Below are 13,087 nucleotides of genomic sequence, written 5' to 3'. Positions count from 1 at the left end.
AAGGGACTTTCACGGCTGCAGCCCAGGCAGTCATCTGTAACTGCAGATTAGCCACTAAGACTCCATTAAGGTTCATTGCCCAGGGTGGCGGCTTCCCGATGCCGGAGCCTTACCCATGGCCGCTCGCCTTGATCCCCGCCCCCTTTCGCGCGGAGCCCGCTGATGCTGCTCGCGCACCTTTCCCGCCCGCGTGCCACGGGCTGGCGACCCTGGCGCAACCTGCTGATGCTCACCAGCCTGAGCTGCCTGCTACTGCTGAGCGACGACTTCCTGCAGCAACTCTTCACCCCGAACAACCGCGCCGAGCTGGAGGCGGGCTACGTCGCGGCGCTCTGGGTGTTCAGCCTGGCGCTCTGGCTGTGCAACCTGCCGCGGCTGGCGGCGTCGATCCTGCTGCTGTTCGCGGTGATGCAGCTCCTGCAGTTGGGCAACCTGAGCTTTTTCGGCGAGCCACTCAGCGCCATCGACATCCAGGCCCTGCTGGGCGATACCGCCGAGGTCCGCCAGACGCTGGCTGTCAGCCTGCCGCAGCACTGGCCCGTGCTGCTCTGCGTGGGCCTGCCCTATGGCCTGCTGATCGCCCTGCATCTCCAACTGCCGGGACGGGTGCCCTTGCCGGCCAGCCGGTGGGCGCTGTTGCTGATCGCCGCGGTGTTGCTGTCCAAGCCCTATCGCGCCACCTACCGCAATCTCGATGCCTTCGTGCCCAGCCCGGCCCGCAGTGGCCTGCACAACAGCCTGAACGCCTTTTCCGCCTGGGCGGTACGCCTGGCCGGACGCGACGACGTAAGCCTGCCGCCGACGGGCTATGCGCCTTATGGACTGGTTCCGGTGCCCAGCACGGCGCGGCATGTCTGGCTGGTGGTGGCCGATTCGCTGCGCAGCGACCGCCTGGGGGCCTTTGGCTATGCGCGTAATACCACCCCTAAGCTATCGGCCTACCTGCAGGGTAATCCGCAGGCGTTGATCCGGCCCGGCGTGGCGGCGGGGGTGGCCACCGACGTGAGCCTGCCCTATCTGCTCAATCCGATCCGCGAGCCCGGCCAGGACCAGCGCCTGCGTACCGGCGAGATCAACCTGTTCCGCTTCGCCCAGGCCGCGGGCTTTCGTACCCATTGGCTGTCCTCCCAGGAATCCAAGTTGCTGGCGCACCTGGGCAGTCGCTACCTGGACGTTTCCATCACCCGCGAGGACCATCCGCTGCGCTTCCTGCAGCGCCAGGATCGTGCCCTGCTGGAGATCCTCGACGAGCAGCGCTGGGCGCCGCGCAACTTCGTGGTGCTCAACCTGCGCACCGCGCACCTGCCCTATGCGCAGAACTACCGCCACGAAACCACCCCAGCACCCTGGCCGGACGAGGGGGCGGAAGGCCAGGCCAATGCCTACGACAATTCGCTGCATTACCTGGATGGCCTGCTCGCCGAGATCCTCGCCGATTTCGACCGTCTGGACGGTGAGCGCTATCTGATCATCACCGGCGATCACGGCCAGCGGCTGGGGGAGGGCGGTCACTGGGGCCACAACGATCTGGTCCCCGAGGTCAGCGACGTGCCGGTGATCGTGGTGGCACGAGAGGCGCCGGCCCAGGCCCTCGGCGAGCTGCAGGACGAGCGCTGGATCAGTCACTACGAAGCCGGTAGTTGGCTGGCGGAGCGCCTGGGTACCCGCATCGACAATCCCAATCGCCGTCCGGACGAGCATTTCGTCCACGGCAAGCTGCTGTTCAGCGACAACTTCGTGCAACGGGTCTGCGAATCGCCCACCGGTCTGGTGCACCAGCCGCCGCAGCAACTGAGCACCTTGCTGTTGGATATGTCGGAGAACCCCTGTGGCTAGGGCCTTCGGGGCATACTTCTAGAATGCGGGCGCCGCTACACTGCCGGCGCCTTTTCCTTTCATCGCGCAAGGACTTTGCCATGCCCACCGGTCTTTCTGTTTCCCGTTATGTGCGCAGCGCGCGGCTGCTGCATTGGCTCATGGCCCTGCTGGTGATCCTGGCCTATGTGCTGATCACCAACCGGGGACAGTTCGAACGCGGCTCGTTGGCGCGCCAGTGGGTGGTGCTCAGTCATTTCTGGGTGGGCTTGCTGGTGCTGCTGCTGGTGCTGCCACGCTTCTGGGTGCGCAGCCGTCATCCGGTGCCGCCGATCACGCCACCGCTGGAGGCGGGCCTGGCGCGGATTGGCCGGCTGACCCACTACGCCCTCTATGGCTTTCTGCTGGCCCAGCCGTTGCTCGGGCTGTTCACCGTCTGGCTGACCATTGGCGCGGTGAAGATTCCGTCCAGCACCTGGGCGCTACCGTCGCCCTTTGCCGTGGACCCGGAATTGGCGAAGTCGCTCAAGGGGGTACACGCCTGGCTGGGCCAGGCCTTCTATTGGGTGATCGGCCTGCATGTGCTGGCCGCGCTGTGGCATCACCTGATCCGCAAGGACGATACCTTGAGGCGAATGCTCTAGCGCGAAGAGGGGCCAGCGAGCCCCTCTTCAACAGCGCCGTTAGGAGGCAGCGGCCGCCAGGTGTTCGTGCAGGATGACGGCGCCGACCACGATCAGCACCACGCCGCCGAGCATTTCCGCCCGCTTGCCGACCAGGTTGCCCATCACTCGGCCCAGCATCACGCCGGTGGTCACCATGACCATGGTGGCGAGGCCGATGGCCAGGGCGGCGGTGACGATGTTGACGTCGATGAAGGCCAGGCCCACGCCCACGGCGAGGGCGTCGATGCTGGTGGCCACGGCGGTGAGGGCCAGCAGCAGGAAGGAGTGCTGGCGCGGTTTTTCCTCTTCGGCATCGGGCGCGCCGAAGCCGGCCCAGATCATGCGCAGACCCAACACGGTAAGTAGGGTGAAGGCGATCCAGTGATCCCAGGGCTGCACGTACTGGGCCGCGGTGAGGCCCACGGCCCAGCCGATCACCGGGGTGATGGCTTCGATGACACCGAAGATGGCGCCGGTACGCAGGGCTTCGCGCAGGCAGGGCTTGTGCAGGCTGGCGCCCTTGCCGACGGCGGCGGCGAAGGCATCGGTGGACATGGCGAAGGCCAGGAACATCAGGGAAGCGGGGTTCATTGTGACAGTGCCGACCGGGCTCGCATCCACAAGACAGCACCGCACGCCCGGCACGGCGCGGTGATGCCCCTGGTCTCGCCAACCCTGACCGGCTGTCCTGACCACGGCGGTTGCCGAGTATGTTGATCAGGACGCTTTCCGCCGCAGCGGAAGCAGGCTACTCCCCAAAGAGGCCGCCACCTTACCTAGCCGGATAGAGAAAGTCTATCTTGTAGATAGTTCTAATATATATAGCCTTGGCTAAATCTGCCTGCGTGTCTGCCGTATCTGGCTGCGTCGAGGTTCACGCAAGCCGCATGGTGTCTCGCTTTAGCCGGAGGCACGGCTTCCCTGGCGGTCATGCCGGGGCATCCCGGGCGTAGGTGGGGTTGTCGTACCTGAGTTGGTAGGTGTCGCCCGGACAGCGGGACGGAAAGCAACGGTGCAGGTAAGGGGCAGGCGGTAGGCGGAGGGCATGGGCGCAAAACACGCCAGCGATGATGGCGCGGTGCCGTCCTCGTTTCGTCATGCCGCTGACACTTAATTGTCACATTTCGGCAATAGCCTAGCGCCAGCCCTCACTAAGGTAATGGAGCAACCAATGAAACGCACGTTCAGCCTCTCCCTGTTGTTGTCGGCCTTCTGCCTGAGCACCGCCGCCCACGCCGTGGATATCACGGGCGCAGGTTCGAGCTTCGTGTATCCGGTCATGTCGAAGTGGTCGCAGACCTTCAGCGAGAAGACCGGCAACCGCATCAACTACCAGTCCATCGGTTCCGGCGGCGGCATCGCCCAGATCAAGGCGGCCACCGTGGACTTCGGCGCCACCGACGCTCCTCTCAGCACCGAAGACCTGCAGAAGGGTGGCCTCGGCCAGTTCCCGACCATCATCGGCGGCATCGTGCCGGTGGTGAACGTCGAAGGCGTCGAGCCCGGCAAGCTGAAGCTGGATGGTCCGGTCCTGGCCAAGATCTTCATGGGTGAGGTGAAGACCTGGAACGATCCGGCCATCACCGCGCTGAACCCGGGTCTGAAGCTGCCTGACAGCGCCATCACCGTGGTCCGTCGTTCCGACGGCTCCGGCACCTCCTACAACTTCACCAACTACCTGTCCAAGGTCAGCCCCGAGTGGAAGGAGAAGTACAACTTCGGCACCACCGTCAACTGGCCGGTCGGTGTGGGTGGCAAGGGTAACGAAGGTATCGCTGCCTACGTGAAGCAGATCAAAGGCGCCATCGGCTACGTCGAATACGCCTACGCGCTGACCAACAAGATGACTCACGTGGAGCTGAAGAACGCTGCCGGCAAGTTCGTCGAGCCCGACTCGAAGAGCTTCCAGGCGGCTGCCGCCACTGCTGATTGGAAGAACGCCAAGGACTTCAACCTGCTGATGACCAACGCCCCGGGCGCCGATGCCTGGCCGATCACCGCTACCACCTGGATCGTGATGTACAAGGATCCGAAGAACGAAGAGCGCAGCAAGGTCGCCTTCGAATTCTTCAAGTGGGCGTTGGACCACGGCCAGAAAGAAGCCGAGGCCCTGGACTACGTGCCGGTCCCCGAAGCCCTGGTCAAGCAGATCGAAGGCTACTGGGCCAGCGATTTCAAGAAGTGAGTTAGACCGCCTGCCGTCCGGGATCCCTCAGGGGCCCGGGCGGCTTCGCGCATCCCGATCTGCTGACCGGAAATCACCATGACCGATCAAACCCTTCCCCTTTCGGCCGCTCAGGAAGAGCGTATCCGCCGGGATACTCGCGCGGACACCTGGTTCCGGCGCCTGCTGTTCTCCGCCGCCCTGCTGGTTCTGCTGGTGCTGGTCGGGGCAGCCCTGTCCACCCTCTGGGGCGGTCGCCAGGCCTTCATGACCTTCGGCCTGAGTTTCCTGACCTCCGCCGAGTGGGATGTCGGAGCCGAGAAGTTCGGCGCCCTGGTGCCCATCTACGGCACCCTGATGACTTCGCTGATCGCCCTGGTGCTGGCCGTGCCCACCAGCTTCGGCATCGCCCTGTTCCTGTCCGAGATCGCGCCGACCTGGTTGCGCGGCCCGGTGGCCACCGCAGTCGAACTGCTGGCCGGCATTCCCTCGATCATCTACGGCATGTGGGGCCTGTTTGTCTTCGGTCCTTTCATGGCCGCGCACATTTCGCCCTTCATCAACGACTACCTGGGCGCCATCCCGTTCATCGGCGTGCTGTTCCAGGGGCCGCCGCTGGGGATCGGCATGCTCACCGCCGGTATCATCCTGGCGATCATGATCCTGCCCTTCATCACCTCGGTGATGTACGAGGTATTCCGCAGCGTACCGCCCCAGCTCAAGGAGTCGGCCTACGCCCTGGGCTCCACTACCTGGGAAGTCTGCTGGGACATCGTGCTGCCCTACACCCGCTCGGCGGTGGTCGGCGGTGCCTTCCTCGGCTTGGGTCGCGCCCTGGGCGAGACCATGGCGGTGACCTTCGTGCTGGGCAACGCTCACCAGTTCTCCCTCTCGCTGATGATGCCGAGCAGCTCCATCGCCTCGGTGATCGCCAACGAATTCAACGAGGCCTACACCGACCTGCACCGTTCCGCGCTGCTGGCCCTGGGCTTCCTGCTCTTCGTGGTGACCTTCTTCGTGCTGCTCGCGGCGCGTCTGATGCTGACGCAGCTGTCGCGCAAGGCAGGTAACTGATGCACATCGACGCCTATCTCTACCGCAAGCGCCGGATCAAGAACGGTATCGCGCTGGTCTTTGGCAGCGCCGCTGCCGTGCTGGGCCTGAGCTTTCTGGCCTGGATCCTCGGTACCACCCTGCTCAAGGGCATGACCGCCCTGAGCCCGAGTATCTTCATTGAGATGACCCCGCCGCCCGGTGCCGCCGACGGCGGTCTGGCCAACGCTCTGTTCGGCAGCGTGCTGATCACTCTGTTGGGCACGGCCATCGGTGCACCCATCGGTATCCTGGCCGGCCTCTGGCTGGCGGAGTATGCCCGCCATTCCAAGCTCGGCCTGGTGGTACGCTTCGTCAATGACATCCTCTTGTCGGCGCCCTCCATCGTCATCGGCCTGTTCATCTACACCGTGGTGGTGATGCAACTGAGCAAGGCCACCGGCGGCAGCGTAGGCTTCTCCGGTCTGGCCGGCGCCCTGGCCTTGGCCATGCTGGTGGTGCCGGTGGTGACCCGTACCACCGACGAAATGATGCAGCTGCAGCCCGCGGCCATGCGTGAAGCGGCCCTGGCGCTGGGCATCCCGCAATGGAAGGTCACCCTGCAGATCCTGCTGCGCGCTTCCCGCGCCGGCGTGGTCACCGGGGTGTTGCTGGCCATCGCGCGGATCACTGGCGAGACCGCCCCGCTGCTGTTCACCGCCTTCGGTAACCAGTACTGGAACGCCGACCTGCTGCAGCCCATGGCCACCGTTCCCGTGACCATCTTCCAATTCGCCATGAGTCCGTTCGAGAACTGGCAGCAACTGGCTTGGGCCGGCGCCCTGCTGCTGACGTTGTTCGTGCTGTTCCTGAACCTTTCCTCTCGTTTCTTCTTTCGCAACCGGGATTCCAAGTGACCACCATGCAGACGCAGATACCGGAACTGCAGGCGCGCGACGTCGGCTTCCGCTACAAGGGCCATCAGGCGCTCAAGTCGATCAACCTGGACATCGCGGCCAAGCAGATCACCGCCATCATCGGCCCGTCCGGATGCGGCAAGTCCACGCTGCTGCGCATCTTCAACCGCATCTACTCCGAGTATCCGGGGCTGGAAGCGACCGGCGAGATCCTCATGGACGGGGAGAACATCCTCGATCCGAAGTACTCGCTGAGCCGCCTGCGCAGCACCATCGGCATGGTGTTCCAGAAGCCGGTGCCTTTCCCCATGTCCATCGCCGACAACGTCGCCTACGGCATTCGCCACCACGAGCGGCTGTCCCGGGTGGAGTTGCAGGATCGCGTCGAGCAGGCCCTGCGCGGCGCGGCGCTGTGGGATGAGGTCAAGGACAAGCTGAACCAGAGCGCCCTGGGGCTCTCCGGTGGTCAGCAGCAGCGCCTGTGCATCGCCCGCACCATCGCCCTGCGGCCGCGGGTGCTGCTGCTGGACGAACCCACCTCGGCACTGGACCCGATCTCTACTGCACGCATCGAGCAACTGCTGGCAGAACTGAAGCAGGAGTTCACCGTGGTGATCGTCACCCACAACATGCAGCAGGCGGCGCGCTGTTCCGACGTCACCGCCTTCATGTACCTGGGTGAGCTGATCGAAATGGACAAGACCGACAAGATCTTCACCAAGCCGGACAAGAAGCAGACCGAGGACTACATCACCGGTCGCTTCGGCTGAAGCCTTGTCCGTTCGTACTTGAAGGCCACTCCTGGGAGTGGCCTTTTTTCATGGGCTCTGGAGCGATCACTCGACTCACGTGATCGCGGCCATGGCGGTCCGCCATCGTCGCGCAGGGCCGGCGGGACTATCTTGCACTCAGCCAGGAAAGCGTCGGCTCAGATAGCGCGAGCCGGCCAGACCGAAGCGCCAGGGTACCTCGCGGGCACGGGTGATACCGATACGCGGACCCTGGACCACGTTCACGGGCTCGACCGCCGGCTCCAGTTGGAAGGGCGGTCCAGCCAGTGGCAGACCGTCGTGGCTGCCGTCGATGCCCAGCGCCTGGCAGACCCGGCCCGGACCGGCGCAGAGCAGTCGATCGGCTAGCCCACCGCGCCGCTCGCGCATGAGTTCCAGCCCCCAGAGCGGTTCCAAGGCCCGAATCAAGACCCCGGCGCCATGGCCGCTCTCGCGACAGACCAGGTTGAAGCACCAGTGGATGCCGTAGGAGCGATAGACATAGGCATGCCCCGGCGGCCCGAACATGGCCCGGTTGCGTGGGGTCTGGCCGGAAAAGCTGTGGGAAGCCGGGTCTTCGCCGTCGTAGGCTTCCGTCTCGACGATCACGCCGCCCACCCCTGCAACCGCCAGGGTGGCGCCGATCAGCTGGCGGGCGACCTCTTCCACCGGGCGGCTGAAATCCAGTGTCGTCACGCCTAGGGCTCCGGTTCTTCCAGGATCAGCGCGGCATGCACCAGGGCCAGGTGGCTAAGGCCCTGGGGGAAATTGCCCAGGGCCGCGCCGTCGTGCGGATCGCGCATCTCGGTCATCAGGCCGACGCCGTTGAGACTGGCGGCCAGTACCTCGCGCATCAAGGCGCGGGCCTGCTCCACCTCGCCCAGCACCGCATGGGCTTCGACCATCCAGTAGGAACAGGCGAGGAAGGCGCCTTCCTCGCGCTCGGCACCGCTGTAGCGATAGACCAGCGGGCCCCGGGCCAACTCGCGGCGGATGGCCGCGAGGGTGCTGACCGAGCGTGCCCCACCGTCGAAGCCGAAGCGGATGCCCAGCAGCAGGCCGGCATCCAGGCGCTCGGTGCCAGCATAGAAGGTGTAGGCCTGCTGGCGTTCGCTCCAGCAGTGTTCGTTGACCCAATCGCGGATACGGTCGCGCTCCCGTTGCCAGCGACCGCACAGGGCATCGGGGATATGGCCCTCACGGGCCAGGGTCACGGCGCGATCCAGGGCGAACCAGCAACCCAGCTTGGACAGGGTGTAATGCCGCTCCTCGGGTAGCTCCCACATGCCGGCATCCGGCTGGCGCCAGCTGTCGGCGCAGAGATTGGCCAGGTCGGTGAGCAGGCTGGCGGTGGCGAAATCCAGCACGTGGCCCTTGCTCGCATAGAGGCGGAAGGTCTCCAGCAGGTCGCCATAGAGACTCAGCTGGCACTGGGCGCTAGCGCGATTGCCGACGCGCACCGGTCGGGAGTCGCGATAGCCGGGAACCGGGATGGTGCGTTCCTCGGGCGCCAGTTCGCCTTCCAGGGTGAAGCAGGTGTGCAGGCGATTGCCGTGACGGCGGATGACGTTCTGGATCCAGGCCAGTGCCGCCTGGGCCTCGCCCAGCGCTCCCAGGTAGAGGAAGGCTTTGATGGTGAAGACCGCATCGCGCACCCAGGCATAGCGATATTCGTAGTTCTTGTCGCCGCCGATCCGCTCCGGCAGCGAGGTGGTGGCCGCGGCGACGATGGCGCCGGTAGGGGAGTAGAGCAGCAACTTGAGCGCCAGGGCCGAGCGCTTCACCTCAGAGAGGAATTCTCCCCGGTAGGCGAAACCCTGGGCCCATTCACGCCAGGCCTGGTCGCTGCGGTCGATGCGCTGGTCGACCTCTTCCAGCGTCGGCACGATCAAGGGCTCGTTTTCGGTGGCGGTCAGCGCCAACACGCTGCGCTGGCCGGCTTCCAGTACCAGGCGCGCCACCAGCCGGCGGTCGTCGCACTGGAGGATTTCCAGGCGCTCGCAATAGCGCAGGGTGGCCATGACGCCATCGACATGCATGACCTCGCCATTGGGCGTGCTGCGCATCCAAGGCGAGACGGTCTGGCCCTGGGTGCCCGGTACCAGTTCGATACGCAGTTCGACCTGGCCAGAGAGTCCTTCCACCCGGCGGCCCAGTTCGCACCAGGGCAGGCGTCCGGCCGAGCCGCTGTTGAGCGACTCGGTCAGGCGCACGCTGCCGTCGGCGGTGTGGAAGCAGGTCTCCAGCACATTGCTGTCTTCGCGATAGGCCCGTTCGACGCGATAGTCGGCCACCGGCGTAATGGCGAAGAAACCGCCGTCCGGGGCATCCAGCAGGCGGTCGAACAGCGGGGCGGAATCCATGTTGGGCACGCACCACCAATCCAGCGAGCCGTCCGGCGCCACCAGGGCTACCGAACGACCGTCGGAGAGGGCGGCATAGCCCGCCAGGGGCGCATAGCCGTCCTGGCGAGCCGGGTCGAAGGCCGCCACGGCCCTCAGCCCATGCCTCCGGTGGCGCCATAGACCTCACCGGTCACATAGCTGGACTCCTGGGAGGCCAGCAGCACATAGATGGGTGCCAGTTCGGCCGGCTGCCCCGGACGCTTGAACACCGTCTCGCCGCCGAAGCTGGGGATCTTGTCCTGGGGCTGGCCACCGCTGGGCTGCAGCGGGGTCCAGAAGGGACCGGGGGCCACGGCGTTGACGCGGATGCCCTTGCTGGCGACCTGCTTGGCCAGGGCCTTGGTGAAGTTGGTGATGGCCGCCTTGGTGGACGCGTAGTCCAGCAGGAATTCCGACGGCTGGGTGGCCTGGATCGAGGTGGTGTTGATGATGGCGGCGCCGGCCGGCAGGTGCGGCAGCGCCGCCTTGCACAGCCAGAACAGCGCATAGAGGTTGGTCTTGAAGGTGGCGTCGAACTGCTCGGTGGTCAGCTCGGCGATGTCCTGCACGGCGGTCTGCTTGCCGGCCACGTTGACCAGAATATCGAGGCCGCCGAGGACGTCCTTCGCCTTGCTCACCAGCTGGTTGCAGAAGGCCTCGTCCTTCAGGTCACCGGGTAGGCAAAAGGCCTGGCGACCCTCGGCTTCCACCAGCTTGACCACTTCCTGGGCGTCGGCTTCCTCCTCGGGCAGGTAGTTGAGTACCAGGTCGGCACCCTCGCGGGCATAGGCGATGGCGGTCGCCCGCCCGATCCCCGAATCCGCCCCGGTGATCAGCGCCTTGCGCCCCGCCAGTCGGCCAAATCCCTTGTAGCTGGTCTCGCCATGATCGGGACGCGGTTGCATGACCTGGGCCAGGCCTGGCGCCTCCTGGGGCTGCTTGGGGAATTCCGGCTGGGGATACTGGGTGAGGGGGTTCTGCATGGCGTACTGGTTGTTGCTGGACATGACATCTCCTGAAAAGCGCGAGAAAGGTGCCGGATGGCGACCTATTCGATGACGTTCAGGAAAATGGAAAGCCGAAGGTCGGGCGAGGTTCCCGTCGGTTATCGGAAGGCATACGAGGTTTGCGACTTGGTTACGGAGGCCGCTTTTTCGACGGCGGCAGGGCAGCCAGCGCCCAAGAACATTGGGCGCTGGGAAAACGCAAGGTGGAGGCGGCTAGCCGGGTAGCCTTCAAGTCATCGCTCAGGGATCGAGCGGTTCCAGGCGCAGGGCTACGCCGGTACGTTGCAGGGTGAGGATGTCCGCCTCGCGACAGCCGATCAGGTCGCCCTCGGACGTACGCAACTGGTCGTCTTCCAGCTGGGCATAGGACATGGGTTGGGTGCCATCGCCTGCCACCATGATGTACAGCTGGCCCCCGAGTAATTGACCGGCCAGTCGACCATCATCCAGGCCGATCAGGCGGTAACTGCGGCGAGCATCGTAGGTGAAGCGCATGGGAGCATCCATTCGAGCGGTTCAGCTCAGAGCCGCCCTGGCGCGCAATGTTCAATCCCCAAGGGGCCGCATCGTGCACGTTGAGCCCCACCGCTGCGCTTGAGGCCTGCCGCTCGCTGGCGCGAGGGCAGGCTGGCCGCTGGTCGGAAGTTTTCCGAACGCTTGATCAATAACGGAATTGCGCCACCAGGCCCTGGAAGGAGGTGGCCAGGCGCGACAGCTCCTGGCTGGAGGCCGCGGTCTGCTGGGCACCGGTAGCGGTCTGGGTGGACAGATCCTGAATGTTCATCAGGTTGCGGTCCACCTCACGGGCCACCTGGGCCTGCTCCTCGGCGGCGCTGGCGATTACCAGGTTGCGCTCCTCGATGCGCGCCACCCCGGCGGTGATGCGCTCCAGCGCCTCGCCGGCACGATTGGCGCGCTGCTGGGTGTCGTCGGCCAGGGTCTGGCTCTTGTGCATGGCACTCACCGCCTCTTCGGCGCTGCCGCGCACGGCGCTCATCATGCGTTCGATCTCGCCGGTAGAGCCCTGGGTACGATGGGCCAGGGCGCGCACCTCGTCCGCTACCACGGCGAAGCCGCGACCCTGTTCGCCGGCGCGGGCGGCCTCGATGGCGGCGTTGAGCGCCAGGAGGTTGGTTTGCTCGGCGATGCCGCGGATGACTTCCAGTACCTGACCGATCTCGCGGACCTGGCCTTCCAGGGTCTGCACCTTCTGGGTGGAATCGGTGATCTCGGCGGTCATCACCGTCATGGCCTGGGCCGCTTGCTGTACCTGCTCACGACCCAGTTGCGCTTCACGGCTGGTCTCCTGGGAAGCGGTCGAGGTAGAGGCGGCATTGCGGGCCACCTCTTCCACGGCGGCGGTCATCTGGTTGACCGCCGTGGCGGCCTGCTGCACCTCGTCGTGCTGGCGCACCTGGCCGCGCGAGGTTTCCTCGGTGACCGCGTGCAATTCCTCGGCGGCCGCGGCGAGTTGGCTGGCGGCGCTGGCCATCTGCTGCACGGTGTCCTTCAGGCTGCGCTGCATGCCGCCCAGGGCTTGCAGGAGCTGACCGGCTTCGTCGCGGCGGGTGGTCTGGATCGGCAGGGTCAGATCGCCCTGGGCGACACGCTCGGCGCTGGTCACGGCCTGGCGGATCGGCGTCACGATCAGGCGGGTGATGACGATGCCCAGCACCAGGGCGCAGACCACGGCCAACAGCAGTCCACCTCCCAGCAACCAGAAGGCCTGGCTGAAGGTGGCGTGGGCGGCGACACCGGACTCGTTGCCCTGGCGCTTGTTGGACTCCACCATGATCTTGAAGGAGGCCATGGTCTTGCGATAGAGCGGCTGCACCTGATCGTTCACCAACTGATAGGCACCGGCCGGGTCCTTGGCGGCCAGCCGCGCCAACACGCTGTCGACGCCGGTGAGATAGGTTTTCCAGTCGCGTTCGAAGTCGTCCCCGGCCGCCTTTTCATCGGCTTCCAGCGGTGTGGTGCGATAGTCCGCGAAGGGCTTTTCCGCTTCGGCCTGGTTGGCGTGCAGGGAGGCGAGGATGCGCTCCTGATCGGCCTGGGGCGCATTGGCGTAGGTCATGGAGATCAGCCGGAACAGATCGCGGTTGTGGCCGATCACGTTGCTCTTGGCATCGTTGAGCTGGGTGATGGAGCGCAGATTGTTGTTCAGCACCGAGTCCAGCAGCGAGTTCAGGCTATAGAGACCGCTCATGCCGGCCGCACCTATGCCGAGGGTGATAAGGGTGCACAGGCCGAAGGCGATGGCGAGTTTTTTCGCCAGCGCCAGATTGTCGAACCAGACCATTGAATGTTCCTTTCAGCGAGGAGGATGCCAG

Annotated in this window: 12 protein-coding genes and 1 riboswitch; of the genes, 6 read left to right on the top strand and 6 right to left on the bottom strand. The window is 65.4% G+C overall.

What is annotated here, in order from left to right:
- Positions 1 to 162: 162 nt before the first annotated feature.
- Complete coding sequence (locus tag CCZ28_RS11945) at positions 163 to 1,836, top strand: phosphoethanolamine transferase (RefSeq protein ID WP_140218274.1); 1,674 nt, start codon at positions 163 to 165, stop codon at positions 1,834 to 1,836.
- An 80-nt stretch (positions 1,837 to 1,916) separates the two neighbouring features.
- Positions 1,917 to 2,459, top strand: a complete 543-nt coding sequence (locus CCZ28_RS11940) for a cytochrome b (protein WP_140218272.1) — start codon at positions 1,917 to 1,919, stop codon at positions 2,457 to 2,459.
- Between the two features lie 39 nt (positions 2,460 to 2,498).
- Here CCZ28_RS11940 and mntP read toward each other — a convergent pair whose 3' ends face one another.
- Positions 2,499 to 3,071 (bottom strand): manganese efflux pump MntP, encoded by a 573-nt coding sequence (gene mntP, locus CCZ28_RS11935; RefSeq protein WP_140218270.1) that lies wholly within the window; start codon positions 3,069 to 3,071, stop codon positions 2,499 to 2,501.
- A gap of 9 nt (positions 3,072 to 3,080) precedes the next feature.
- A riboswitch (yybP-ykoY riboswitch) is annotated at positions 3,081 to 3,244 on the bottom strand.
- Between the two features lie 395 nt (positions 3,245 to 3,639).
- Here mntP and pstS point away from each other — a divergent pair.
- From pstS to pstB, 4 genes are all read left to right on the top strand, one after another.
- Complete coding sequence (gene pstS / locus CCZ28_RS11930; RefSeq protein WP_140218268.1) at positions 3,640 to 4,665, top strand: phosphate ABC transporter substrate-binding protein PstS; 1,026 nt, start codon at positions 3,640 to 3,642, stop codon at positions 4,663 to 4,665.
- A gap of 78 nt (positions 4,666 to 4,743) precedes the next feature.
- Positions 4,744 to 5,718, top strand: a complete 975-nt coding sequence (gene pstC, locus CCZ28_RS11925; protein ID WP_140218266.1) for a phosphate ABC transporter permease subunit PstC — start codon at positions 4,744 to 4,746, stop codon at positions 5,716 to 5,718.
- Positions 5,718 to 6,593: a phosphate ABC transporter permease PstA gene (gene pstA, locus CCZ28_RS11920; protein WP_140218264.1), complete on the top strand. Its 876-nt coding sequence runs from the start codon at positions 5,718 to 5,720 to the stop codon at positions 6,591 to 6,593. The genes pstC and pstA overlap by 1 nt, the downstream gene beginning before the upstream one ends.
- Positions 6,594 to 6,598: 5 nt before the next feature.
- Positions 6,599 to 7,363, top strand: coding sequence for a phosphate ABC transporter ATP-binding protein PstB (pstB, locus tag CCZ28_RS11915; RefSeq protein ID WP_058764843.1), 765 nt, complete (start codon positions 6,599 to 6,601; stop codon positions 7,361 to 7,363).
- A gap of 138 nt (positions 7,364 to 7,501) precedes the next feature.
- Here the strand turns inward: pstB and CCZ28_RS11910 are convergent, their stop codons facing one another.
- The 5 genes from CCZ28_RS11910 to CCZ28_RS11890 all read right to left on the bottom strand — a co-directional run bounded on the left by CCZ28_RS11910 (position 7,502) and on the right by CCZ28_RS11890 (position 13,056).
- Entirely contained in the window at positions 7,502 to 8,059 is a 558-nt protein-coding gene (locus tag CCZ28_RS11910) for a DNA-3-methyladenine glycosylase (protein WP_140218262.1), read from the bottom strand.
- Positions 8,060 to 8,061: 2 nt separating this feature from the next.
- Positions 8,062 to 9,855: a glycoside hydrolase family 15 protein gene (locus CCZ28_RS11905; protein WP_140218261.1), complete on the bottom strand. Its 1,794-nt coding sequence runs from the start codon at positions 9,853 to 9,855 to the stop codon at positions 8,062 to 8,064.
- A gap of 5 nt (positions 9,856 to 9,860) precedes the next feature.
- Positions 9,861 to 10,754 (bottom strand): SDR family oxidoreductase, encoded by an 894-nt coding sequence (locus tag CCZ28_RS11900; protein WP_140218259.1) that lies wholly within the window; start codon positions 10,752 to 10,754, stop codon positions 9,861 to 9,863.
- A gap of 240 nt (positions 10,755 to 10,994) precedes the next feature.
- On the bottom strand, positions 10,995 to 11,249 hold the full coding sequence (locus tag CCZ28_RS11895) for a hypothetical protein (protein WP_140218257.1): 255 nt from the start codon (positions 11,247 to 11,249) through the stop codon (positions 10,995 to 10,997).
- Between the two features lie 166 nt (positions 11,250 to 11,415).
- Entirely contained in the window at positions 11,416 to 13,056 is a 1,641-nt protein-coding gene (locus CCZ28_RS11890; protein WP_140218255.1) for a methyl-accepting chemotaxis protein, read from the bottom strand.
- Between the last annotated feature and the right edge of the window lie 31 nt (positions 13,057 to 13,087).

The organism is Pseudomonas oryzihabitans (genome assembly GCF_006384975.1).
GTDB classification, from domain to species: domain Bacteria; phylum Pseudomonadota; class Gammaproteobacteria; order Pseudomonadales; family Pseudomonadaceae; genus Chryseomonas; species Chryseomonas psychrotolerans_B.
This window is presented reverse-complemented; position numbering and strand designations above follow the sequence as displayed.

Coding starts and splice junctions, on each gene's coding strand:
- CCZ28_RS11945 (WP_140218274.1), top strand. CDS start 163: ATGCTGCTCGCGCACCTTTCCCGCCCGCGTGCCACGGGCTGGCGACCC.
- CCZ28_RS11940 (WP_140218272.1), top strand. CDS start 1,917: ATGCCCACCGGTCTTTCTGTTTCCCGTTATGTGCGCAGCGCGCGGCTG.
- mntP (WP_140218270.1), bottom strand. CDS start 3,071: ATGAACCCCGCTTCCCTGATGTTCCTGGCCTTCGCCATGTCCACCGAT.
- pstS (WP_140218268.1), top strand. CDS start 3,640: ATGGAGCAACCAATGAAACGCACGTTCAGCCTCTCCCTGTTGTTGTCG.
- pstC (WP_140218266.1), top strand. CDS start 4,744: ATGACCGATCAAACCCTTCCCCTTTCGGCCGCTCAGGAAGAGCGTATC.
- pstA (WP_140218264.1), top strand. CDS start 5,718: ATGCACATCGACGCCTATCTCTACCGCAAGCGCCGGATCAAGAACGGT.
- pstB (WP_058764843.1), top strand. CDS start 6,599: ATGCAGACGCAGATACCGGAACTGCAGGCGCGCGACGTCGGCTTCCGC.
- CCZ28_RS11900 (WP_140218259.1), bottom strand. CDS start 10,754: ATGTCCAGCAACAACCAGTACGCCATGCAGAACCCCCTCACCCAGTAT.
- CCZ28_RS11895 (WP_140218257.1), bottom strand. CDS start 11,249: ATGCGCTTCACCTACGATGCTCGCCGCAGTTACCGCCTGATCGGCCTG.
- CCZ28_RS11890 (WP_140218255.1), bottom strand. CDS start 13,056: ATGGTCTGGTTCGACAATCTGGCGCTGGCGAAAAAACTCGCCATCGCC.